Source organism: Thalassospira profundimaris (assembly GCF_003326675.1).
GTDB classification, from domain to species: Bacteria; Pseudomonadota; Alphaproteobacteria; order Rhodospirillales; family Thalassospiraceae; genus Thalassospira; species Thalassospira aquimaris.
In genome coordinates, this window is record NZ_JPWF01000002.1 from 348,510 (window position 1) to 373,569 (window position 25,060).

Annotated in this window: 21 protein-coding genes; 5 read left to right on the plus strand and 16 right to left on the minus strand. The window is 54.3% G+C overall.

All coding sequences use genetic code 11. The features are described from left to right. Positions 1 to 2: 2 nt before the first annotated feature. The 3 genes from metW (at position 3) to TH19_RS04245 (ending at position 1,915) form a co-directional block, all read left to right on the plus strand. Entirely contained in the window at positions 3 to 650 is a 648-nt protein-coding gene (metW, locus tag TH19_RS04235) for a methionine biosynthesis protein MetW (RefSeq protein WP_114101080.1), read from the plus strand. A 120-nt stretch (positions 651 to 770) separates the two neighbouring features. Further along, entirely contained in the window at positions 771 to 1,613 is an 843-nt protein-coding gene (locus tag TH19_RS04240; RefSeq protein ID WP_114101081.1) for a hypothetical protein, read from the plus strand. Between the two features lie 14 nt (positions 1,614 to 1,627). Beyond that, the gene (locus TH19_RS04245) at positions 1,628 to 1,915 is read left to right on the plus strand and encodes a hypothetical protein (protein WP_114101082.1); all 288 of its coding nucleotides are present in this window, start codon (positions 1,628 to 1,630) and stop codon (positions 1,913 to 1,915) included. Positions 1,916 to 1,938: 23 nt separating this feature from the next. Here the strand turns inward: TH19_RS04245 and moaE are convergent, their stop codons facing one another. The 6 genes from moaE to TH19_RS04275 form a co-directional block, all read right to left on the minus strand. Then, positions 1,939 to 2,394, minus strand: coding sequence for a molybdopterin synthase catalytic subunit MoaE (gene moaE, locus TH19_RS04250; protein WP_114101083.1), 456 nt, complete (start codon positions 2,392 to 2,394; stop codon positions 1,939 to 1,941). A gap of 24 nt (positions 2,395 to 2,418) precedes the next feature. Next, positions 2,419 to 2,970 (minus strand): CDP-diacylglycerol--glycerol-3-phosphate 3-phosphatidyltransferase, encoded by a 552-nt coding sequence (gene pgsA / locus TH19_RS04255; RefSeq protein ID WP_114101084.1) that lies wholly within the window; start codon positions 2,968 to 2,970, stop codon positions 2,419 to 2,421. 152 nt (positions 2,971 to 3,122) lie between these two features. Further along, complete coding sequence (gene uvrC / locus TH19_RS04260) at positions 3,123 to 5,060, minus strand: excinuclease ABC subunit UvrC (protein WP_114101085.1); 1,938 nt, start codon at positions 5,058 to 5,060, stop codon at positions 3,123 to 3,125. 439 nt (positions 5,061 to 5,499) lie between these two features. Beyond that, entirely contained in the window at positions 5,500 to 5,940 is a 441-nt protein-coding gene (gene folB, locus TH19_RS04265) for a dihydroneopterin aldolase (RefSeq protein WP_114101086.1), read from the minus strand. A gap of 88 nt (positions 5,941 to 6,028) precedes the next feature. Continuing rightward, the gene (locus TH19_RS04270; RefSeq protein ID WP_258547821.1) at positions 6,029 to 6,799 is read right to left on the minus strand and encodes an SDR family oxidoreductase; all 771 of its coding nucleotides are present in this window, start codon (positions 6,797 to 6,799) and stop codon (positions 6,029 to 6,031) included. Positions 6,800 to 6,848: 49 nt separating this feature from the next. Next, complete coding sequence (locus TH19_RS04275; protein ID WP_114101087.1) at positions 6,849 to 7,811, minus strand: calcium/sodium antiporter; 963 nt, start codon at positions 7,809 to 7,811, stop codon at positions 6,849 to 6,851. Positions 7,812 to 8,110: 299 nt separating this feature from the next. On the opposite strand from TH19_RS04275, the gene TH19_RS04280 reads away from it, so the two are divergent. Then, positions 8,111 to 10,099, plus strand: coding sequence for a cation:proton antiporter domain-containing protein (locus TH19_RS04280; protein WP_258547822.1), 1,989 nt, complete (start codon positions 8,111 to 8,113; stop codon positions 10,097 to 10,099). Between the two features lie 73 nt (positions 10,100 to 10,172). On the opposite strand, the gene phoB is transcribed toward TH19_RS04280, so the two are convergent. The 6 genes from phoB to TH19_RS04310 all read right to left on the minus strand — a co-directional run bounded on the left by phoB (position 10,173) and on the right by TH19_RS04310 (position 16,330). Further along, positions 10,173 to 10,871: a phosphate regulon transcriptional regulator PhoB gene (phoB, locus tag TH19_RS04285; RefSeq protein ID WP_101245355.1), complete on the minus strand. Its 699-nt coding sequence runs from the start codon at positions 10,869 to 10,871 to the stop codon at positions 10,173 to 10,175. 17 nt (positions 10,872 to 10,888) lie between these two features. Beyond that, entirely contained in the window at positions 10,889 to 11,611 is a 723-nt protein-coding gene (gene phoU / locus TH19_RS04290) for a phosphate signaling complex protein PhoU (protein WP_114101088.1), read from the minus strand. Between the two features lie 26 nt (positions 11,612 to 11,637). Further along, positions 11,638 to 12,441 carry a phosphate ABC transporter ATP-binding protein PstB gene (gene pstB / locus TH19_RS04295; protein ID WP_181846305.1) on the minus strand — a complete coding sequence of 268 codons (804 nt, stop codon included), beginning with the start codon at positions 12,439 to 12,441 and terminating at the stop codon, positions 11,638 to 11,640. Position 12,442: 1 nt separating this feature from the next. Further along, entirely contained in the window at positions 12,443 to 13,792 is a 1,350-nt protein-coding gene (gene pstA, locus TH19_RS04300) for a phosphate ABC transporter permease PstA (RefSeq protein WP_114101089.1), read from the minus strand. Further along, entirely contained in the window at positions 13,785 to 15,164 is a 1,380-nt protein-coding gene (pstC, locus tag TH19_RS04305; protein WP_114101090.1) for a phosphate ABC transporter permease subunit PstC, read from the minus strand. The genes pstA and pstC overlap by 8 nt, the downstream gene beginning before the upstream one ends. A 134-nt stretch (positions 15,165 to 15,298) precedes the next feature. Next, positions 15,299 to 16,330, minus strand: a complete 1,032-nt coding sequence (locus TH19_RS04310) for a PstS family phosphate ABC transporter substrate-binding protein (protein ID WP_114101091.1) — start codon at positions 16,328 to 16,330, stop codon at positions 15,299 to 15,301. Positions 16,331 to 16,745: 415 nt separating this feature from the next. Between TH19_RS04310 and TH19_RS04315 the strand changes: the two genes are divergently transcribed. Beyond that, on the plus strand, positions 16,746 to 17,045 hold the full coding sequence (locus tag TH19_RS04315) for a hypothetical protein (RefSeq protein WP_114101092.1): 300 nt from the start codon (positions 16,746 to 16,748) through the stop codon (positions 17,043 to 17,045). Between the two features lie 190 nt (positions 17,046 to 17,235). On the opposite strand, the gene glcF is transcribed toward TH19_RS04315, so the two are convergent. The 4 genes from glcF to pyc form a co-directional block, all read right to left on the minus strand. Next, complete coding sequence (gene glcF, locus TH19_RS04320; RefSeq protein WP_114101093.1) at positions 17,236 to 18,561, minus strand: glycolate oxidase subunit GlcF; 1,326 nt, start codon at positions 18,559 to 18,561, stop codon at positions 17,236 to 17,238. Next, complete coding sequence (locus tag TH19_RS04325) at positions 18,561 to 19,802, minus strand: FAD-binding protein (RefSeq protein ID WP_114101094.1); 1,242 nt, start codon at positions 19,800 to 19,802, stop codon at positions 18,561 to 18,563. The genes glcF and TH19_RS04325 overlap by 1 nt, the downstream gene beginning before the upstream one ends. A gap of 87 nt (positions 19,803 to 19,889) precedes the next feature. Next, positions 19,890 to 21,374 (minus strand): FAD-linked oxidase C-terminal domain-containing protein, encoded by a 1,485-nt coding sequence (locus TH19_RS04330; protein ID WP_114101095.1) that lies wholly within the window; start codon positions 21,372 to 21,374, stop codon positions 19,890 to 19,892. Between the two features lie 15 nt (positions 21,375 to 21,389). Continuing rightward, on the minus strand, positions 21,390 to 24,857 hold the full coding sequence (gene pyc, locus TH19_RS04335; protein WP_114101096.1) for a pyruvate carboxylase: 3,468 nt from the start codon (positions 24,855 to 24,857) through the stop codon (positions 21,390 to 21,392). Positions 24,858 to 25,060 lie beyond the last annotated feature (203 nt).

Sequence of the window (25,060 nt, forward strand, 5' to 3'; positions counted from 1 at the left end):
TCATGAATAATACCGTTTCAAATATCACCTCTGCCACACCTCATAGTGACCGCATCCGTGTCGACCTTCAGCTCATTGCTGATATGGTTGAGCCGGGCACACGTGTTCTTGATATCGGGTGCAGCGATGGCGAATTGCTGGGCTATTTGACCCGTACCAAGAATGTTGACGGGCGCGGGCTTGAGCTTTCCAACGAAGGCGTGCGCAACTGCGTTGCCCAGGGACTTCCTGTGATGCAGGGGGATGCGGACCGTGATCTTGGCGATTATCCCGATGGCGCATTTGATTACGCAATCCTCAGCCAGACGCTTCAGGCCACCCAGCGCCCGAAGGAGGTTCTGTCGGAATTACTGCGCATCGGCAACAAGGCGATTGTGTCCTTTCCGAATTTCGGTCACTGGCGCGCCCGGTTTGATTTGATGTTCCGCGGGCAGATGCCACAGAACCCGAACCTTCCGATCATGTGGTACGAAACCCCGAATATCCATTTCTGCACTGTTCGTGATTTCGTCGGTCTGTGTCGTGAAATGAACCTTAAGATCGAACGTTCGATGGTTCTGAATGAAAGCGGATCGCGTGTTTCAATGGACAGCCATTCCGGCTTTGCCAATTTCTTTGGCAATCAGGCCCTGTTCATGTTGAGCAAGTAACAGCACCCCAAAGAACAAAACGACAAACGCCGCACCCCATGTTGCGGCGTTTTCTTTTGCCATCACATTCCGCGATCCTCTGCGTCTGTATCCATCACGGTTCATCCTTGGGGTCAGACAATGTTTTGCAAACTTCATCACTTCATTCGGAGCAGTGCCGTCATCGCGCTCATCGGCCTTCTTGCCGCATGCAGCCAAAAGGCCGAAACACTGAAATTGTCTGTCACCCAGTTCGGTGCAGCAACCGAAGCTGCCTTTGACGAATATGATGCCATCCACAGCGCGCAATTTGCCCCCTTCCCGAAATCGGAAACAGACAAACGCAGCACTTTTGTCGCCAATATGTCGGCCTTTAGCGGACAGGTGACGCCTGCCAATATCGGCACCTTGCTTGATCCTGATGCGGTTAAAATTTCACCCGCTGTTCGTGATCAATGGACCACAACGCTAAATGAATTGCGCAACCAGTATCAGCAATTCGTCGCCATCTTTGACAATATCGAAGCAGGTTCTGCCCTTGGTGCATCGGCTGTCACCCAGTCGGGGCCGATCCTTGAAAAGCTGCGCAGTCAGTTGGCGACCATCACCCGTGATTTTGCGACCAACCCGCCCGGATATCTGACACGGCGCAGTACGCTGATTGCCGAACTCAACGAGATCCGTAAAACCGATACCGACGAGCCCGATACCCAGGCCCTGTATTATCAGATCTGGTGGCAGCAATGGGATGACCTGATCTCGTCCGAACAGGCAATGCAGGCCGAAACATTGCGTGAATTCCTGACCGCGACGAAACTTGGCGAAAAACTCCAGGGCCAGATTGATAACTATGCCAAGCTTGATATAGCGTCCCTTTTGGGTGCTGTTGAACAGGGCATCACACTTGCCGGGCACATCCATCAACTAAGCCCGCAGGAACTGGTGAACGAAGGCACAAACCTTCTTGAAACCGCAACAAACTGACACAGGGGGATGAAATGACTGACAATATCAGCACTTTGATCACAGCTGCCAGAATGACCTATGAACAGGCCGAGATCACGTATCAGTCTTCCGACATCAATCAAAAACTCGCAACCAAACCCGAACTGGATCGGGCCGCAGAATTGCTCATCACCCTTCAAACCAAACAGCTGCAAGGTTCGATTGTTGTGACCGATCAGGACGTTGCAGAAATGCAGTCGCTTCGTGACAAGGTCAATAGCGCTGCAACCCTTCAAAGCGGGTTGATGTCGATGGCAGCATTGCTTTTGAAATTTGTCTGATTGTGTTCAGCCTAGCGGAACAATCAGGTCCAGCGGTGGGCATCGGCATCATCTGATGCCTTTGCCTCGACCCATTTATCATCACCGTCCGGCGTTTCTTCACGTTTCCAGAACGGCGCACGGGTTTTCAGAAAATCCATGATGAAGTCACAGGCTTCGAACGCCGCCCGGCGATGGGCAGACAGGACAATCACCAGAACAATCCGTTCGCCCGGCAACATGCGGCCAAAGCGATGTACGATGCGGATAGCATCAAGTGGCCAGCGGCTTTCGGCCTCGCCCGCGATCTTTTCCAACTCGCGTTCGGTCATGCCGGGATAATGATCAAGTGTCAGGGCAGAAACCTGATCCCCGCCATGAATGTCGCGCACCAGCCCGACAAAACTGACCGCCGCCCCGATATCGGCACGGCCATCTGTCAGCGCCGAAAGCTCGGCACCCGGATCGAAGTCAGCTTGTTGAACAGAAACGCGTGACATGGTCCCAGCCTGGAAATTCGAAACTCAGTCGAGATGCTTAAGCCCGGTCCGCAGATAGATGTAACCGGTCTGAACCGTCACAATCCCTGCAATCCACAACAAGATATCACCAATCAGGATCGACGGAATCATATCGGGCGATGCTTCCCCGACCAGAAGAAACCCGATTGCCAAAATTTGGGCCGTGGTTTTCCATTTCGCAAGGACCGTCACCGGCAACGGAACTTTCAGTTCGGCCAGATGTTCACGAAGGCCCGAAACCATAATCTCGCGGCACATGATGATGACCGCCGGCAAAACCGAGAAACCGGAAATACGATCAAACGCCACCATCATCATCAAGGCAGCAGCAACCAGAAGCTTATCGGCAATCGGATCAAGGAAACGACCAAGCGGCGATACAACATTCATGCTGCGCGCCAGATAACCATCAAAGAAATCCGTCACACCGGCAAAGGCAAACAGTGCAAAGCCGATCCAGTTTCCGGCCGGACCGTCAATGTAAAACGATGCGACCAGCGCCGGGATCACAACGATGCGCGACATGGTCAGCAGATTGGGAATCTGGTTCTTCATGGACAGGCCTGCTTACGGATATTTATGGCGGCGGTTTTACGCTTTGCGCAGGCCACCTGCCCAAAGCCGGGCAATTATTAAAGCCTTGAAGCGCATACCACAAGGGCCGCGTGCCCATTGTTCGCCAACGCGTCAATCAATTGCGAATATGATCATTTTGCCTCATGAAAATGATCATAAATCTTTCGGGCGAGGGCTGCACTGATGCCTTCGACCGCTTCAAGGTCCGACAAACCGGCATCGGCAACCCCGCGGGCCGATCCGAAATGATGCAAAAGTGCCTTTTTGCGCGCCCCGCCAACACCGGGCACCGAATCCAGAAGGCTTTTGCCGATCTGCTTGGCGCGTTTGGCACGATGGGTGCCAATCGCCCAACGGTGTGCTTCATCACGCAGGCGCTGGATGAAGTACAAAACCGGGTCTTTCATATCAAGACGCACCGGGGCCTTGCCGGGGATATGCAGCACTTCCTTACCGGCATTACGATCAACACCCTTGGCCACGCCAACCAGCATCACGTCTTCGATACCCAGATCTTCAAGAACTGCGCGTGCAACACCAAGCTGCCCCAAACCACCGTCAATAAGGCACAGGTCCGGCCATGAGCCATTTTCACGATCCGGGTCTTCTTTTTGTGCGCGGGCGAACCGGCGGGTCAGAACTTCGCGCATCATGGCAAAGTCATCGCCGGGGGCGATATCGCCCTTGATATTGAACTTGCGATAGGCGTTTTTCATAAAGCCTTCGGGTCCGGCAACAATCATCCCGCCCACCATGTTCGTACCCTGGGTGTGGGAGTTATCGTAAACCTCGATCCGTTCCGGCGTGCTTTCCAGATCAAGCTTGTCAGCAAGGTCTTCAAGCAGTTTGCGCTGGGTCGCACTTTCGGCCATGCGGCGCCCAAGCGCGTCCTTGGCATTGGTCAGGGCATGCTCAACCAGCTTGCGTTTGCCACCCCGCTTTGGCACCAGCAATTCGATCTTGCGGTTGTTATTGATGCCCAATGCATTTTCGACCAGTTCCTGCCCCTCGATCTCGTGGGACAGGAAAATCTGTTTCGGGGCCGGTTTGTCGGCATAGAACTGCCCGACAAAGGCCGACAGGATTTCGGGAATTTCAGCAGACTGTTCGTGGCGCGGAAAATAGGACCGGTTGCCATAGTTTGATCCAGACCGGAAAAAGAACACCTGCACACAGCTTTGGCCGCCTTCCTGATGCAGGGCGATAACGTCGGCTTCTTCCACACCTTCAAGATTGATGTCCTGATGGGACCGAATTTGACTAAGCGCGCGGATACGGTCGCGATACATCGCCGCCTGTTCGAATTCCATGCGTTCCGACGCATCCATCATGTCAGCTTCAAGCTGTTTGAGGATTTTCTGGCTCCGCCCGGTCAGAAAGTCACGGCAGATATCAACAAGCCCGTCATATTCGGCTTTGGAAATCCGGTCGACACAGGGGGCGGCACACCGCTTGATTTGATACAGCAAACAGGGGCGCGACCGGTTCGAGAAAACCGCATCCGTACAGGACCGCAACAGGAATGCCCGCTGCAAATGGTTGATGGTGTTATTCACCGCCCACGCCGATGCAAAGGGCCCAAAACAACTGCCATCCTTGGCACGCGCACCACGATGTTTGACGATGCGCGGGTAGTCATGGTCCTCGGTGATCAGGATATAGGGAAAGCTTTTGTCATCGCGCAAAAGGATGTTGTAGCGCGGCTTAAGCTTTTTGATCAGGTTGGATTCAAGAAGAAGGGCTTCGGCCTCGGTATGGGTGGTGATGATTTCCATCCGCACCGTTTGGGCCACCATGCGGGCAATACGGATCGGCAATTGCATGATCCGCGTATAGGCCACCACCCGTTTCTTAAGGTTCTTGGCCTTGCCGACATAAAGAACACGGTCCTTGTCATCGAGCATCCGGTAAACGCCCGGCGCGCCTGGCATGGTTTTCAGGGCATGTTTGATCGCATCAACACCACGTGCCGCACCACCCCGGTTATCGTCACCGTCAAGCGACAAACCGATTTCCCGTTTCGGGGCATCATCCCCGGTCGGGTTTTCGGAGGGAACTGGTGGCTTCATTTAGGCGCTCCGCGATCACACAAATACATTCAAAGTTGTGACAACCGTCACTGTCTTTCCCGGCCTTGGAACATAGCCGAAAAGATTAACATCGCAACAGCGCGACAGGGAATCGCCCCGGAAAAAAGATGTCCACCAAGACTGTGGATAACTATGTGGGTAATAGGGGGGCTTAATCCTGCACCCCTTGAGAGTCTTAACGTTCTGTGAAGTGCCCAAATATTGAGCAAAACATCTAAGTTATTGATTTATATCGAAAAAAATACTGTCAACCTGAAATCATTCAGTAATACTGTCGTAAAAATCGAAAATTTTCCTTTGAATCCATTCGCCCAGATGCTTGTGAATAAGGGCCGATGCGATTCGCCCCAAGGGAATCACAGAGTCCCTTGGGGCGTCCGTTGGAAAAAGTAAATTTTTTACCGAAATTCGACGTAAATTAGCGCGCGATATTGTAACGTTCGATTTCGACCCCGACCGCCGCGACGTCTTCAAAAACGTCGAGCTTTTCAACCCGGACGATCACCTTGCGAACCCGGGTGTCGGTCAGACACATATCAGCAAGTTTTTCCCCAAGAGTTTCCACAAGGTTCACGTGCCCGTCCTGACAGATGCGACGGGTGCCAACCACCAGATCCTCGTAACTCAGTACGGTGGTGATATCGTCATTCTGAACGCCGTCACCTTCAAGCACGGCCAGATCCAGATTGATCCGCACGCGTTGAGGGGCTTCCTTTTCGTGGTCATAAACCCCGATCGAGGTATGGATTACCATATCACGCACGAAGACGCGACGCAGGCTGCCTGCCCGTTCTGCATGCGGCAGATCGGCAAAGGGCAATGTCGTAATTTTGGCATCCTGTTTCAGGCCTGCGGTCATATTCCGGTCTTCCTTGTGCTGCTTTTGGGCGTGGAATATCGATCCACGTCATGCCCGTCCGGCCAATATCAGGCATCACTGCCAGACATCATTCTATTGGCTTGTCATCCTGGTCACTGGGTGCCCAATCAAGATGCTGCCCGCCGTCAAGGGCTAACATTTGCCCGGTGATGGCAGGCGCGGCAAGGAAAAATCGAACCGCATCGCAAATCTCTTGCGGGTTTGTCCCCACTTTCAGGGGCGTTTTCGAACATTGCTGATCGAAAATATCCTGTGTTTGTCGGGTACTAGGCAATGCCGGGCCCGGCCCGATGGCATTGACACGAATTTTTGGTGCCAACGCCAGTGCAAGCGTCTGTGTCAGGGTCCAAAGCCCCGCCTTGGACAGGGTATAGGTCATGAAATGCGGGTTCAGGTTCCAGACCCGCTGATCAATCAGGTTAATGATCAGACCTTTTGCATCACCCGGAAGACGTTTGGCGAATTCCTGTGACAAAACAAAAGGTGCTCGCAGATTGGCCTCCATATGAAGGTCCCAGCCATCGCGCGTTGCGGTCTGCACATCATCATATTCAAAGGTCGAGGCATTATTGATCAGAACCCCCATCGTCCCCAATGCCACCTGTGCTTCGCGGAAGATGCGATGGGTATCTTCCTCGCGGGCAAGGTCGGCAGAAATAACACAGGCACGTTGACCAAGGGCACGGATTTCATCGGCAAGGATTTCGGCATCCTTGCGCGAATGATGACAATGCAGTGCCACATCAAAGCCGTTGCGCGCCAGATCAAGTGCAACCGCCCGGCCAATCCGTTTGGCCGCACCAGTGATCAAAACCGTCTTGGGCATGTGTGCGGTCATTACTGTGTCGTCCCCCCCTGCCATCCAGCCCGATTGGCCGGTCTGATAATTATGCCGCTACAAGTTGGAAGACATAGACCAAATAGGCAATCACGAATGCAGCACCGGTAATCCGGGAAATGTTACGCAATGCATAGGCAACAATCAGCAATACGATAGTTACCGCCAACATGATCCAGAGATCGGAATTCAAAATCTGTTCCGGAACCGGGATCGGGGCAATCAGCGACACACCACCAATGATCACCAGAAGATTCAAAAGGTTGGAGCCCAAAACGTTGCCAAGCGCAACATCGGCATGCCCACGGAATGCCGCAACCACGGATGCAGCCAGTTCCGGCAAGGACGTTCCGAATGCCACCAGGGTCAGACCAATAACTGCCTCGGACACACCGAACTGGCGGGCAACCGTGACACCACCTTCGACAAGCCATTCTGCGCCGAACATCAGGGCAGCAATACCAATCAGGGTGGCAATGATCGGCTTTACCCAGCCGGTCGGCACTTCGCCGACTTCATCAACCTCGTCCTCATGCAAATGGCTGGCATCGCTTGGCATGTTCTTGTCATGCTTGTAGGTAAAGTACCAGATCGCAATCAGGACACACAGCATCAGCGCCCCTGCCCAGCGGTCAATCGCCCCGAACATGCAAAGCCCGACAAACAACACGGTACCAAGCAACATGGTCCCGCCATCGCGGACCACCGTCACCCTGCTTGCCGCAACCGGCTTAAGAACCGCAACAGCCCCCAAAATCAGCAAGATATTGGCAATATTCGATCCGACCACATTGCCCATCGCGATATCAGCCGTTCCCTTAAGGGCGGCATTCAGTGACACGACGAATTCCGGTGCGGATGTTCCTGCTGCAACGATTGTCAAACCGACAATCACCTTGGAAACACCCAGCAAAAGAGCAAGTCCGACGGCACCACGGACAATGAACTCGCCACCAGCAGTCAGAAAAACAAGACCGGCGATGATCTGAATATAGGGAATAAGCTGTTCCAAGATGCGTTTGCTCTTATTGACTGTCAGTTACGGGGGCGCCAGTTCAGGCAGGCGGAACATGGCATTTGGCACCGGGAATAGCAAGTCATCAGGACATGACAATTGTCACACCACCCGGCGTAACAGCATCGCTGCGCCCTAGGAAAATTAGGCAATTGCGGCTTTGAAATAGATCAATTCCAAACGTGTAAATTGCAAGTGCAGGAAAAATTTCCACAGGACGGACACCCCGGTTTCCGCTATCCTTTTAATCTCGTTATTTTCAAATATTTATCTGCTTTGCCGGATTGATTCTGACCATGCATCACAGCGTCCTGTTCGAGCTGTTTCTGATCCTGACTGCGGCGGTTGTCGCGGTACCCATTGCGCATCGGCTGCGCGCCAATTCAATTATCGGCTTTCTGATTGGCGGTTTTTGCATCGGTCCGTTCGGGTTCGGATTAATTACCGAACGCGAAGATATTTCGACCGTCGCCGAACTCGGTGTCGTGTTCCTGCTGTTTATGATCGGCCTTGAACTGTCGCGGGAACGGTTGCGCGTCATCGGGGGACGATTTGCAGCCTTGGGGCTGTTACAGATTCTGGTCTCGATGGCCGCCATCATGGGGGTTCTGGCCCTGCTGGATTTGCCCTTGGCGACGTCGCTTGTAATTGCCGGGGCGCTGGCATTGTCTTCGACCGCCATCATTCTTAAGCAGCTTTCTGATGACCGGCAGCTTAATACCCGGTTTGGTCGTGCCGCCCTTGCCATCCTGCTGGTTCAGGACGTGGCGGTTGGCCCGTTCCTTATTATGGTGCAGGCCGCCGGCGATGCCGGAACAGAAACCAGCCCCTGGATCAGTATCCTGCTTGGATTTGGCTCGGTCGCCTTGCTGCTGGTTCTCGGCCGCTATTTGCTTCCAACCCTGTTTCGCTATATCGCGTCACTCAAAAACCCGGAACTGTTTGCCATTGGCACACTGTTTGTGGTTCTGGCCGCCAGCACCCTGACCGAAGTTTCCGGGCTGTCGATGGCGCTGGGTGCCTTTATCGCCGGTGTGATGCTTGCCGAAACTGAATTCCGCCATCAGATCGAAGCCGACATCGCGCCATTTCGTGGCGTATTCCTGTCGCTGTTCTTTATGTCGGTTGGTATGTCGGTTAATGCCAATGTCGTCATTGATCAGCTTGGCAGCGTGATCCTGTGGTTGATCGGGTTACTGATCATCAAGACGGCTGTTCTGTATTTTCTGTCGCGTGCCGTTCAGTTTGAACGCGGTTCCGCGGTCCGGGTCGCCATGAGCCTGGCCGCCGGTGGCGAGTTTGCCTTTGTCATGTTCGCCCTTGCCGCCCAGAACGGTGCCATCCCGCGTGATCTTGCCGCCATGCTGATCCCGGTGGTTGCCATTTCCATGGCCCTAACACCGACCCTGATCAACCTTGGTCACAAGATTGAGGAAAAACTCCATCCCAAGGAAGATGATCAGCTTGGTCCGATTTCAGATGAAACCGATGGCATTCACCAGCATGTCCTTGTGATCGGAAGTGGCCGCGTTGGCCGCGTTCTGGCGCGCCTTCTTAAAACCCGCGACATCCCCTTCATCGTGCTTGATAGCGATGCCCAGCAAGTATCGCGCGGCCGTGCCGAAGGATTGCCGGTTTTCTTCGCCGATGGTTCACGCCCCGAAACATTCCGTGCTGCCCATACCGACGAAGCCCGCATTGCCGTTGTGGCCATGGGCAATCCCCATGCAACGGAAAAAACCGTGGCACTTTTGCGCCAGCATTATCCGCATCTGAAAATCTTTGCCCGTGCGCAGGACATCACCCATATCGGTCCCCTGTCCCGCAGCGGCGCGGATGCTGCCATTCCAGAGGTTCTTGAAACAGGTCTTCGGCTTTCGGACCATGTTCTGTCGGCTTGTGATGTCCCGCAGGAAGATATCGATGCCGAAATCGCCAAGTTCCGCCGTGCAGATATGTTGTTGATGAACGAGTTGGCCCCGCGAACCCAACGTAAAAAGGTCCCGGAGGCCCCTGTCACGGCACCCGAACCCCCGGAAACAACAATCCCAACGCCGACTGAGGCCCAACCGGTGCCGGATACCAAACCGGCGAAGGCAACAGCCCGAAAGCCGGCCACACGAACCGCAGCAAAGAAAACCACGTCCCGCAGGACCGCGACCAAAACGGCAGCAACCAAGAAAACACCGGCGCGCAAGGCACCAGCCAAAGCGGCCTCCACCAAGAAATCAACTTCGCCAAGCCCAAGCCGGACCAGCAAGACGACGCCCAAAGACGACAGTTAAATGCAAAACCCCCGCTACCATCGGCAACGGGGGTTTTGTTTATCTGAGATCCGGCAAACTATCCTTGGTCGGATCAGGCCGCCGTTTCGGAATCAAGCGCATAACCGGCTGCGCGCACGGTACGAATGATGTCGCGGGTACCCTTGACGTCGTTCAATGCCTTGCGCAAGCGACGGATATGGACATCAACCGTACGGGTTTCGACATAAATGTTCGGTCCCCAAACAGCATTCAAAAGCTGCTCGCGGGAGAAAACACGTCCCGGATGTTCAAGGAAATAGCGCAGAAGACGGAATTCGGTCGGTCCAAGATGGATGGCCTTGCCATTGCGGCTGACACGGTGGGCGGCAAGATCCATTTCGATATCGGAATAGACCAACTGCCCTTGTGGTTGCGCCGGGCCAGATCGACGCAGCAACGCACGAATTCGCGCCAGCAATTCGCCAATCGCAAACGGCTTGGTCACATAATCATCGGCACCGGTATCAAGACCGCGGATACGATCGCCTTCTTCGCCACGTGCTGTCACCATGATCACCGGCAAATCGCGGCTTTCCGGTTTACGACGGATCTGACGGCAAACCTCGATCCCCGACATCACCGGCAGCATCCAGTCCAGAAGGACAAGATCAACATGCGTTTCAGCAAGGATTTTCAACGCTTCGTCACCGTCACCGGCTTCGACTACCTGCATCCCCTCGCGTTCGAGGTTGTAGCGCAACATGGTTACGATTGCAGCTTCGTCCTCGACGATAAGAACCGTTGGGTCCATCTTCCTATGCTCCAGTGTCAGTCATTCGGTTCGACAACAGCAAAGTTTGCTGCGTCGTTTTTTGGCCGGTCAATTGCCGGCAGGTCTTCGCCTTTGATCCGGTAATAGATCGTCTCGGCGATATTGGTTGCGTGATCGCCAATACGTTCGATGTTCTTGGCGATGAACAGCATATGGGTCGATGCCGTGATGTTGCGCGGATCTTCCATCATGTAGGTCAGCAATTCGCGGAACAGCGAATTGTACATATCGTCGACTTCCTGATCGCGTGCCCAGACCCGTTCGGCCTTTTCCGCGTCGCCTTCGATATAGGCATCCAGAACGTCCTTGATGATTTCCTGGGCCAGTTTGCCCATATTCGGGATCACCTGAACCGGACGGATCGGCGGGATCTGGTTCAAAACCTGGGCGCGCTTGGCAATGTTTTTCGCAAGATCCCCAATACGTTCCAGATCATTCGACAGTTTCAGGGCCGTAACGACCTGACGCAGGTCATCGGCCATCGGCTGGCGCAGGGCCAGAAGACGAACCGCGAAATCCTGAACTTCCTGTTCAAGTACGTCGATGCGCTGATCCGAAAGGATGACTTTCTCGGCCAGTTCGGAATCGCGCTTTACAATCGAGCGGATCGCAGAGATCAGCTGACTTTCTGCAAGCCCGCCCATCTGCGAGATAATGTTGTTCAGACGGGTCAATTCTTCGTCGAACGAACTTACGATATGAGTTTTGTCGTCAGCCATTTATGCGTTCTCCTCGTGCCGTCGGCTTAACCGAAACGACCGGTAATATAACCCTTGGTGCGCTCGTCTTTCGGGTTGGTGAAGATCTGATCGGTTTCACCAACTTCTACCAGCTTGCCAAGGTGGAAGAATGCGGTCCGCTGCGATACACGGGCGGCCTGCTGCATGGAGTGCGTCACGATCACGATCGTGTAGTTCGAACGCAGCTCGTCAATCAGCTCTTCAACCTTTGCCGTGGCAATCGGATCCAGTGCCGAGCACGGCTCGTCCATCAGAATGACTTCCGGGCTGACAGCAACCGCACGCGCTATGCAAAGACGCTGCTGCTGGCCACCGGAAAGGCCGGTCGCCGGGGACTGAAGACGGTCTTTGACTTCTTTAAGAAGACCAGCCCGTTCAAGCGAGGTCATGACGATTTCATCAAGCTCGTCACGCGAATTGACCAGACCATGAATACGTGGGCCATAGGCCACATTGTCATAGATCGATTTAGGGAACGGGTTCGGTTTCTGGAACACCATGCCGATGCGTGCACGCAACTGAACAACGTCGATATGCTTGTCATAGATATCGCGGTTATCAAGCGTCACCTTGCCATTGATAGTCACACCGTCAATCGTATCATTCATGCGGTTCAGGCACCGCAGGAAGGTTGACTTGCCACAACCGGACGGACCGATCAGCGCGGTTACCTGGCGTTCAACGATATCAAGATTGACGTCAAACAGCGCCTGGTTATCGCTATAGAAAAGATTAAGGTCACGGGCCGTCATTTTCGGGCTTGCGACCGACGGCTCTGCCGTCATTGCGCTCTGGGATACAGCAGCCATTTTACCACTTCCGTTCAAATTTTTTGCGCAGATACACAGCCAGTCCATTCATCAGGATCAGGAAGGCCAGCAACACCATAATCGCCGCCGAGGTTTTCTCGACAAAGGCACGTTCCGGGCTGTCTGCCCACAGATAGATCTGGACCGGCAGAACTGTCGCCGGATCAAGTGCACCACCCGGAATATCAACGATGAAGGCCACCATCCCGATCATCAGAAGCGGGGCAGTTTCACCAAGGGCCTGCGCCATACCGATGATCGTACCGGTCAGGATGCCTGGCATTGCCAGCGGCAACACATGGTGGGTCACTGTCTGAACCGGGGATGCGCCAAGACCAAGGGCAGCCTGACGGATTGAAGGCGGAACCGCCTTGATCGCTGCACGCGATGCAATGATGATCGTCGGCAAGGTCATCAGAGCCAGCGTCAAACCACCAACAACCGGGGCCGAACGCGGCAGATGCATGACATTGAGATAAACCTCAAGACCGAGCAGACCGAACACAATCGACGGAACAGCGGCAAGGTTGTTGATATTAACCTCGACAATCGTCGTGAACCGGTTCTTCGGTGCGAATTCTTCCAGATAAACCGCGGCCAGGACACCAATCGGGAAGGACAGGAACAGGGTAACAAGCAGGGTATAGAATGACCCGACCGCAGCCCCCCAAATCCCGGCAAGTTCCGGTTCGCGGGAATCACCACTGGTAAAGAAGCGTGAATGGAATTTCTTTTCCACCGCGCCGTCACTGACCAGCGCGTCATACCAGCCGATTTCCTTGTCATTCAGGCGACGGCTGCCTTCATCAACATTGGCATCGATATAGCCCTTGTTGAGCATGTCGAAATCGTCACCCGAAATCAGCCAGATCTTGCGCGTCTGACCAATCAGGTTCGGGTTTTCCATGACACGTTCACGCAAGTCATAGGACGCCCCGCCCGAAACAACGCCATACAGGTCGCGTTTGTCGCGACGGTCCGTGACGTCCGGGAAACGTGCAAGCAACGCCTTTTTGATCAGGTCATCGAAATTGGCCTTGCCGATAACTGCGGGATCCCCCGTGCCATTCGGATCGATCTCGGCCGGATCAAAATTGATTTCAAGCTGAACATAAGTCTGGAAAAACGCGGTATAGCCCTTGGAGCCAATCGAGAATGCCAGAACAAACAGGGCCAGAAGCGCAACACCGATTGCGCTCAGTCCATAGATTTTGAAACGACGTTCAGCGGCGTAACGTTTTTTGATGTTACGTGCGATCTTCGGGCTGTCCCAATCAACGGGCTTCTGCACCTTGTCCGAGATCACCTTTGCTGCGGCTCTATCTTCCATGAGGGATGCCATATCAGTCATATTTCTCGCGATACTTCTGAACTACCTTAAGGGCAAATACGTTCAAGCCCAAGGTGACAAGGAAAAGAACCAGCCCCAACGCAAAGGCCGATAGGGTTTTCGCACTGTCAAATTCCTGGTCACCCACCAGAAGGGTTACGATTTGAACAGTCACGGTGGTCACGGCCTGAAGCGGGTTAACCGTCATGTTGGCAGCAAGACCAGCCGCCATCACCACGATCATGGTTTCACCAATCGCACGCGACACCGCCAAAAGAACCGCACCGACGATACCGGGCAATGCTGCCGGGAAAATCACGTGGCGGATGGTTTCGGATTTGGTAGCCCCCAAACCGTACGAACCGTCACGCAGGGATTTCGGCACCTGCGACATCACGTCATCAGACAGCGACGATACGAACGGGATGATCATTACGCCCATGACCAGGCCCGCAGCCAGCGCACTTTCGGAACTGACATCAAGACCAAGCACCGCACCGTTATTGCGCAGGAACGGCGCAACGGTCAGGGCCGCAAAGAAGCCGTAAACAACTGTCGGAACACCGGCCAGAATTTCCAGTGCAGGTTTGGCAACCGCACGGAATTTCGGTGATGCATATTCGCCCATATAAATGGCCGAGAACAAACCGACAGGAACCGCAACACACATCGCAATGATGGTGATCAGAAGCGTACCGACAAACAGCGGGATCGCACCAAACGCGCCTTCCGATGCAACCTGGTCTGCACGGATTGCGGTTTGCGGGCTCCATTCAAGACCAAACAGGAATTCAACCGGGCTGATCTTGCTAAAGAAGTGTAGTGCTTCGAACAGAAGCGAAAAGACAATACCAACCGTCGACAGGATCGCGATGGCCGAACAGGCAATCATCATCCAGCGGAAAATGCGTTCGACATTATTACGTGCGCGCAGTTCCGCCGAGATTTTGCGATAGGAAAGAGATACGCCCAGAACCGAACCGCTCAGCATCACGACAATCATCGCCGCATTGGCAATGGTCTGCAAATTCGCCAGACGCTGTCCAGCATCGATAACTTCGGGCACAACATTCAGGTGCTGTCCGTTACCGGCTGCGATCAGCGAAATACTGTTCAGCGCAAGTGACAGTTGTCCGGCATCACCGGTAATTTCGGCAGGCAGTTCGGAAATGATCATCGCTTGGATGATCGATCCCTGAAGCGAATGCCAGACAAGCAACAGCAACAATGCAGGCAGGCCGCACCACAGGGCCACATAGGTCCCGTAATGAGCCGGAAGAGAATGGAGGTTACTGTACCGTCCACCCGAAAGGGCCACGGCCCGCTGGCGTCCGAAATAGAAGGACAAAGCACAAAGTGCCGCAACCGCGAGCAACAGGAAAGACAGGGACATTCCGCTAAATCCGTTTGTCAGGTGAGCCTGTAGGAATCAGATGAGAGGCCAATAGGACAAAAACAATAAATAAATCAAGCAAGGAAACAAAGAAACCGATGGCAGCATTCGCCGCCATCGGTTGAAAGATCGCGTTACATGCTCAGCGGAGCAAGGTTGGTCGCAGCATTGCGAACTGCTTCGCGCTCAGCTGCATCCATCGGGATGAGGCCACGGTCAGCAAGGTAACCTTCGTCACCGAAAGCTTTTTCCGAGGTGAACTCAGCCAGGTATTCTTTCATGCCCGGGATGGTGCCGACGTGTGCGTTCTTTACGTAGAAGTAAAGCGAACGGGAAACCGGATACTCACCAGCAGAGATCGCTTCGAAGGTCGGCGAAACGCCTTCGATTTTCGAGCCCTGAAGCTTGTCACCATTCTGGTCAAGGAAGGAGAAACCGAAGATGCCAAGTGCATCGTGGTTTGCTTCGAGTTTCTGAACGATCAGGTTGTCGTTCTCGCCAGCTTCAACATAGGCACCGTCTTCACGAACGCCAGCGCAGACAGCTTTGTGCTGATCTTTGTTGGAGTCTTTAAGTGCTTTGATAGCCGGGAACGAGTTGCAAGCTTCTTCGAGTACCAGCTCGGTGAAGGCATCACGGGTACCGGAGGTCGGGGGCGGGCCAAGAACTTCGATTTTGATGTTCGGCAGGCTCGGATCGATTTCCGACCAGGTGGTGTAGAAGTTATCAACCAGCGAGTTGCCGTCTTTGGAAGGAACGGTTTTCGCCAGTGCCAGGAAGATCTGTTCTTTGGTCAGATCGATTTCCGGTGCTTCGTTCGAGTTCGACAGAACGATACCATCGTAACCGACTTTAACTTCGGTAACTTCGGCAATGCCGTTCTTTGCGCAAGTTTCAACTTCCGACTTCTTGATGCGACGCGAAGCGTTGGTGATGTCCGGATGCTGTTCGCCAACACCGGCGCAGAACAGCTTCAGACCACCGCCAGAACCGGTTGATTCAATAACCGGCGTTTTGAAAGAGGTGGTTTTACCGAATTCTTCTGCAACTGCGGTTGCAAACGGGAAAACGGTGGACGAACCAACGATACGAATCTGGTCACGTGCCTGGGCAGCGCCAGCAAAGGCAACGCTCATCAGCGCCGCAACAGCAAGAGTCTTCTTCATGGTATATTCCCCAATGGTTGTTCCACTTCGGAACGGTGCAACGATCTGCGAGGCGGACTCTACCGCTGGGTGCTTACGGTATTGTGTCGCTTTTGTTAACGTTATGTGACAACGTATCAGAGCAGTAAAAACGCGGTGCTTTATGATTATTTTTCAAATCATTAGATGATTTTCGCCCTTGTCCGAAAAAGGGGAATTTCATCCTGTTTTCAGGCTGAAACGACCTGATTGCGACGGACTGTAACAAAAACTGTCACATATACTGGTCCCTGCCGAACTGTGGCGGCGGTCCCATAGACCCATTGCGGATTTATCCCCCCGCCCCTTTACATCCGGGTCATTCCACGCAACTGTGAAAGACAGGGACAGCAACAGGCTGCATCATCCCTGATGCAGCCATAATCAGGAGAACAACATGAGCAACGCGTCGATTGACGAGATTCAGCAACTGATCCAGAAGCTGTCGGGCGAACTTGGTGAAATGTCCGAGGCGGCCTCTCGGCATATCGATGACCTGCATGTTGCCGTCAATAATGTGGCATCCCACGTTCTGGCCATCGAAGCCATTCTGGCCCTTGTTGCCCAGAAGGTCGAAATTGATGACGCCGCAGCCATCGAGTGGATTCGCGACAAAACCGCTGCTTATTCCGAGGATAGCTCCGAAGGTTCCGCTGCCGAAGGCATCGCACAAAGCCTTCTTGGCAAGGAAGTTTGATCCCATACTTTATCGGGTATCTGGGTCGGGTATCGGGCAAGAACGGACGCGCTTCGAAGTCCAGCAGCGCACATCCATAACCCGGCAAGCAGCCTGTAAGCTGGTGAATCCTCAATCGCTGACAATAAAAAAGACGGCAGGAAATCTGCCGTCTTTTGTGTTTTTGTCCACATAGAACGAAGGTCTTGGGCTATGACGCCAGGGTCGCCTCGCCAAATCCGGCCTTCAGCTTGCCCGGAACCGGACCACCGGCCGCCCAGTCAAGCAACTGCACTGTATGAATGACTTTCAGATCATCTGTTTCGATCTGAACCATGCAGCCGATATTGCCGGTCGCCACCAGATCGGGTTGAGTCGCGCGGATATTGCCGCGTTTGCGTTCCTGAAGCTTGCCCGCGATTTCCGGCTGCAACAGGTTATAGACACCGGCCGACCCACAGCACAGATGACCTTCGGCAATTTCGACCACGTCAAAACCGGCCTGTTTCAAAAGATCACGCGGCGGACGGGTGATCTTTTGCCCGTGCTGCATCGAACAGGCCGAGTGATAGGCAACGCGCGGACCGCCATGGGCGGCATCTGCAAAGACACTGCCATCAATATCCAGACTTGCCAGATATTCGGTAATATCCTTGGCAAGGGCTGAAACCTTGGCTGCCTTTTGGGCATAGGCCGCATCATGACGCAACATATGGCCGTAATCCTTGACCGTTGTGCCGCAACCAGATGCGGTAATGACAATCGCATCCAGACCCTCGCCGGCGATTTCGGCACTCCAGGCATCAATATTGCCTTTGGCCTGATGATGGGATTTCTCTTCCTTGCCCATGTGATGGACAAGTGACCCACAACATCCTGCACCCTGGGCAACGACCACTTCGATACCAAGGCGGGTCAGTAGACGAACTGTCGATTCGTTGATCTCTGTTTCCAGGACCTGCTGTGCGCAGCCGGTCAGGATTGCCACACGTCCCTTGCGTTCACCAATCGCCGGAATGATCTGTGGTTTATCAACCCAGCTCGGCGGCGGCATATGGCGCGCACCCATTTTCACCATGCCGCGCAGGCGCCCGGGCATCAGTCGTGCGAACGGTGATGCGAGTTTTGCCCCGATCATCGACAGACGGAACAGGGTCGGATTGGGCACCACAAAGGCCAGCAATTTGCGCAACAGCCGGTCACCCAACGGTCGCTGATAGGTATTTTCGATATGCGCACGCGCATTATCGATCAAATGCATGTAATCCACGCCCGACGGGCAGGTGCTTGTGCAGGACAAACAGGACAGGCAACGATCAAGATGCTTTACCACTCGATCGGTTGCCGGTTTGTCATTTTCCAGCATGTCCTTGATCAGGTAAATGCGTCCACGCGGGCTATCAAGTTCATCACCCAGCGTCACAAAGGTCGGACAGGTCGCCGTACAGAACCCGCAATGCACACATTTGCGCAGGATCTGTTCACTTTCGGCAATCATCGGATCGGCAAGACGGGCCGCACTGAAATTGGTCTGCATTATGCGTGTCCCCCGTCACTTGCAATTGGCCGGGTTCGCCCCGGATTAAGGATGCCTGCCGGATCAAAATTATCGCGGATTTTCTGATTGATGCGGGCCAATGCCGCGTCTTCCGGATGGAATACCGGAACGGCGGCGCGCATGTCCGCCGGGGCACGCACCAGAACCGCTTGGGCGTCTTCGGATTGTGCGATCTGGCGTACCTGACCGGCCTTGGCATCATCACCGGGCAGCAGCAGCCATATCTGGGCCCCGGCCCAGTCCATCATGACCTGACCGCCGGTTTCTGCCGCCAGTTTTGCGGCAATTCGTCCCCCCGATGCGGGCGCACCCGAGACCCGCCACAAAATCCCGGTTCCCCCGGAAAACGGCATCACATCCGCAACCGATTTCCAGAATGAATGACTGTTGATCGTGTGCAATTCCTCGGTAGTGCCAAATTCCGCCAACAGTTTACGTAATGCTTCGCAGCGCCAGGCAACCGACGGTGCCGGTCCTTCGACACGAAGTCCGACAACACCGGATGACATGGTAGATGCGACATCAATGCCCAGCTTGGCGATGTCACTTGCCGCCAACCAGGCCGCAGCCGAAACTTCGTTTTCACTGCCCATTGCGCGGGTCATGGCCGCACCGGCACGTTCGATATCATCACAAGCAATCAGAACGGTCCGGGTCTTTTCATCACATGGCATCACTTTCATGGTGATGGTGTGCATCACGCCAAGCGTTCCAAATGAACCCGACATCAGTTTTGAAAGATCAAAACCCGTAACGTTCTTCATCACCCGCCCACCGGATTTGAAATCTTCGGCCCGGCCGCTGATTGCCTCAAACCCCAACAGATGATCGCGTGCCGCCCCGACCTTGATCCGGCGCGGACCGGAAAGGTTGGTTGCAATCAGGCCCCCGATAGTCCCTGCATTTTCCGCACCCCCATCACCAAGAAGCCCCGGAAAGTTTCCGGCCTCAAAATGAAATTGCTGGTTCTTTTCACGTAAAACTGCCTGAATTTCGGCAAGGGATGTACCCGCACGAACGGACAGAACCAGTTCTTCCGGTTCGTAGAACAACACGCCTGACAGTTTCGACAAGTCCAGAACATGGTCTGCGGCAACCGCATGACCAAAGGCCCGCTTACTTGCTGACCCGAAAACTTCCAACGGGCTGTTTGTCCCGACTGCCCAGCCAATCGCCTCGCGCAATTGTTCGGGCGTGCTTGGGGTTATGACTTCCGCCATTGTGATTTCTCTCTTCCTCTCGTGATCCGTGCCATCCGGGAAGTGGGCCCCGATGACCGGATTTTTCTTGTCGTCTCTCGCCCGGGCCTAGAAGCGCGGGATATCCGGGAATTTGTTGGCAACTTCGCGGGCATGAAGGGTTTTCAACTCGCCACACCCATGCAAGGTCGGGAATACCTTGCCGGGGTTGAGAAGCTCGTCCTCATCGAAGGCCAGTTTCAGGCGCTCCTGATGCTTCATGTCATCTTTGGTGAACATTTCCGGCATCAGATCACGCTTTTCGACACCAATGCCATGTTCGCCCGACAGAACGCCGCCAACTTCGACACAAAGTTTCAGGATATCGGCACCGAATTCCTCGGCCCGTTCCAGTTCGCCGGGCTGGTTGGCATCAAACATGATCAGCGGGTGCAAATTGCCGTCCCCGGCATGGAACACATTGGCCACACGCAATCCGTGACGTTGCGAAAGCACCTGCATCCCGGTCAGAACTTCGGCAAGGCGGGCACGCGGGATGGTGCCATCCATGCACATATAGTCAGGCGAAATACGCCCGATTGCGGGAAAGGCGTTCTTGCGCCCCGACCAGAACAGAAGTCTTTCTTCTTCACTTTCGGAAATGCGCGAATAGACCGCGCCACATGCCTTGGCGATGGCCCCGACCTGCTCGATCAGATAGTCGACCTCCACCTTGGGACCATCCAGCTCAACCAGCAACAGGGCTTCGACATCAAGCGGATAACCGGCATGAACAAAATCCTCGGTCGCCTTGATCGCCGGGGCATCCATCATTTCAAGTCCGCCGGGGATAATCCCGTCCGCAATGATTTTGGCAACGCAATTGCCACCTTCTTCGCTGCTGTTGAAGCCCAAAAGAAGCGCACGCGCCGTTTCGGGTTTGCGCAGAATGCGGACCGTAACTTCGGTAACGATGCCCAGCAATCCTTCGGAGCCGGTAATCACCCCCAAAAGGTCATATCCGGTCTGATCAAGCCCCTTGCCACCGATGCGAAGTACTTCGCCCTCGATTGTGACCATCTCAAGCCCAAGAACATTGTTGGTCGTCAGCCCATATTTCAGGGAATGCACGCCGCCGGAATTCTCGGCAATATTGCCACCGATTGAACAGGCAATCTGGCTGGACGGGTCCGGCGCGTAATAGAAACCTTTGTGCTCGACCGCACGCGTGATGCCAAGATTGGTGACACCGGGCTGCACGACAGCCGCCCGGTTGTCCCAGTCAATTTCAAGCACGCGGTTGAATTTCATCATACTAATGGTAATCGCGTCCGCCATTGGCAGTGCCCCGCCCGAAAGACCGGTGCCCGCACCCCGCGGAACCACGCGGATTTTATTTGTATGACAATATTTCAGAATGGCTGCGACCTGCCCGGTATTTTCGGGCAGGACCACAATCATCGGAAGCTGGCGATAGGCCATCAATCCGTCGCACTCATAGGGCCTGAGCTGATCCTCATCGACAATTACGCCACCAATTGCGGGAACAATGTCGCGCATGGCAGCAATAATGTCCTTGCGACGTGCAAGTGTGTTTTGGTTCGGCTCAGGCATCCTAAGCATCGATGGTTACTCCTTCAATTCGACCAGCAAGTCCTTGCTGTCGACCTGTGTACCGGCAGGTGCGTGGATTTTGGCCACCACACCGTCCTTTTCCGCGTGAACCGCGGTTTCCATTTTCATCGCTTCAAGCGAACACATCACATCACCGGCTTTGATTTTCTGGCCTTCGGCAACATGCACCTCGACCACAAGACCCGGCATCGGGGCTGCAACATGCAGCTTGTTGCCATCTTCGGCCTTTGGTTTTGCCTTGCCCGACGCCGCCAAAGTCTTGTCGGCAACCTTGACCGTACGGGGCTGGCCGTTCAATTCGAAGAATACCGTGCGATGGCCTTCTTCATCACCGAATTCCGACGTCGCCAGATACCGGATAACAAGGGTTTTACCCTTTTCCAGATCGACCGAGATTTCCTGGTTCTGGTTCATCCCATAGAAGAAGACCGGGGTTGGCAGAACGGAAACATCGGCGTGGTGACTGCGATGTTCGGCATAATCAAGGAACACCTTGGGATACATCACATAGGATGCAACTTCGGCGTCGCTGATATTGCGATGTGTTTTCTTTTCGATTTCCTTGCGGGTGGCCTCGAAATCAATCGGCGGCAATGATTTGCCCGGACGATCTGTCAGAGCTTCGGCACCTTTAAGCACCTTGCGCTGCAGGGCGGGCGGGAAGCCGCCAACCGGCTGACCGATTTCACCACGGAAGAACGAAATCACGCTGTCGGGGAAGGCGATGTCCTTTTTGGGATCCTGGACGTCTTCCTCGGACAAGCCCGATGTCACCATCATCAGTGCCATATCGCCAACAACCTTGGAGCTTGGCGTCACCTTGACGACATCGCCAAACATCTTGTTGACCGCGGCATAGGACTTGGAAACTTCCGGCCAGCGATCTTCAATCCCCAAGGCACGGGCCTGCTGGCGCAGGTTGGTATATTGGCCGCCCGGCATTTCATGGACATAGACATCGGACGTGCCGCTGCGAATGTCGCTTTCAAATCCGGCATAGTAACGACGGATTTGCTCCCAATAGGTCGAGACTTCCTTAAGTGCCTCGGTCTTGAGGCCCGGATCACGGGGCTGACCGATATAGTTATTGGCAATCGAACCAAGACTTGGCTGCGACGTTAGGCCCGACATTGAATCCATCGCCGCATCAACCGCATCGACACCGGCATCAATCGCGGCAATCACGGTTGCCGCCGAAATGCCGCTGGTATCGTGGGTATGGAAATGGATCGGAATATTGACCGTATCTTTAAGCGCCTTGACCAGTTCGGTCGCCGCCGCCGGACGCAAGACGCCCGCCATATCCTTGAGACCCAGAATATGCGCACCTGATTTTTCAAGCTCGCGCGCCATATTCACATAGTAATCAAGGTTATATTTCGGGCGGCTCTTGTCATAGATATCGCCGGTATAACAAATGGTCGCTTCGCAAAGCTTGTCGGTTTTAAGAACCGATTCCATCGCGACTTTCATGTTTTCGACCCAGTTTAACGAGTCAAAGACACGGAACACATCCATGCCATGTTCGGCCGCCTGCTTGACGAAATAATCCACCGCATTGTCGGGATAGTTCGTATAGCCGACCGCGTTTGACGCACGCAGCAACATCTGGGTCAGAATGTTCGGAACCCGTTCGCGCAGCTTAACCAGACGATCCCACGGATCTTCTTTCAGGAAGCGCATGGCAACATCAAACGTCGCCCCGCCCCAGCATTCCAGCGAAAACAGTTCCGGCAGACCATGCGCATAATAAGGCGCAATTTCGAGCATATCGAACGTCCGCATACGCGTCGCAATCAGCGACTGATGCGCATCACGCATGGTCGTATCGGTCATCAGGACACGTTCCTGATCCTTCATCCAGCGCGAGAAACCCTCTGGCCCCAGTTGATCAAGCTTTTGCTTAGTACCGGGACGGATTTCGCCAAGATCGATGGATTTCGGCATGACCGGATCATGCAGATTGCTTGGAACAACGCGGCCTTCGACTTCCGGGTTGCCATTGACGGCAACCTCGCCAATGAAGCGCAGCAAACGGGTTGCACGGTCACGACGGCGCACGAATTTGAACAGGTCCGGCGTTTCGTCAATGAAGCGCGTGGTATATTCACCCGCCCGGAATTTCGGGTGGTTGATCAGGTTTTCAAGGAAGGCCAGGTTGGTGGCAACACCGCGAATACGAAACTCGCGTAATGCACGGTCCATGCGATCCACGGCCTCGCGCGGGGTACTGCCCCATGCGGTGACCTTTTCAAGCATACTGTCATAGAACGGCGTGATCACTGCACCGGAATAGGCCGTGCCACCATCCAGACGAATACCAAAACCGTTGGCCCCGCGATAAACCTTGATGATCCCGTAATCGGGGACAAAGTTGTTTTCCGGGTTTTCCGTCGTGATACGACACTGAAGTGCATGGTCACGCAGTTTGATCTTGTCCTGCCACGGAATACCGGTTTCTGACGGGAAACCGATGCGGCCACCCTGGGCAATCAGGATTTGCGCCTTGACCAGATCAAAGCCGGTCACACATTCGGTAACGGTATGCTCGACCTGAATGCGCGGGTTGACTTCGATGAAATAGAATTTGGATGTATCAACATCCATCAGGAATTCGACCGTACCGGCATTAACGTAATTTGCCGCTGTTCCAAGCCGGATTGCCGCGTCACAGATTTCCTGACGCTGATCATCATTCAGATACGGAGCCGGTGCACGTTCGACGACCTTCTGGTTACGGCGCTGAACGGAACAATCACGTTCATACAGGTGAACCAGTGTACCGTGCGTATCGCCAAGCAGCTGAACTTCAACATGGCGTGCACGACGGATCAGTTTTTCAAAATAAACTTCACCATTGCCAAAGGCGGCCTCGGCTTCGCGGCGGGCGGCCAGTACCTGATTGGCAAGGTCTTTGCCATTTTCAATGACACGCATCCCGCGTCCGCCACCGCCCCAGCTTGCCTTAAGCATCAGCGGATAGCCGATTGCCTCGGCAATGCGGGTGACTTCCTTCATATCTTCGGGAAGTGCACTTGATGCCGGCATCACCGGCACACCGGCACTTTCGGCCAAATTGCGCGCAGCGACCTTGTTACCAAGGACCCGCATCACATCGGAATTCGGACCGATAAACTGAATTCCGGCCTCGGCACAGGCATCGGCAAATTCTGGGTTTTCAGACAGGAAACCGTATCCGGGATGGATCGCATCGACATCAGCATCACGTGCAATGCGAAGGATGTCCTCGATATCAAGATAGGCGCGAATAGGCTTGTTGCCCTTGCCCACCGCATAGCTTTCATCTGCTTTGAAACGGTGAAGGGCGAAACGGTCCTCGTCAGAGAAAATCGCAACGGTGCGAATGCCAAGCTCGTTGGCAGCTCGCAAAACACGAATCGCGATTTCGCCACGGTTGGCGACCAAAAGTTTACGGATACGCTTAGGTGCAGAACGCGTCATTGACACCGGGCTCCTACCACATTTTCCTGGCAGGAACGTGCCTGTGCGCGCCTGCCAAAACCAAGTGAAACGCCACGATATGGTCCCGGAATGCGTTGCGGTGCGGGATGCCTGCAACGCCATACCTTTTGTGGCGGAACAAGATGCCTGCACGTAGAGATCTTGTGCAATGCATCCAGAGCTTTTGGCGCCCGGTGGGCAGG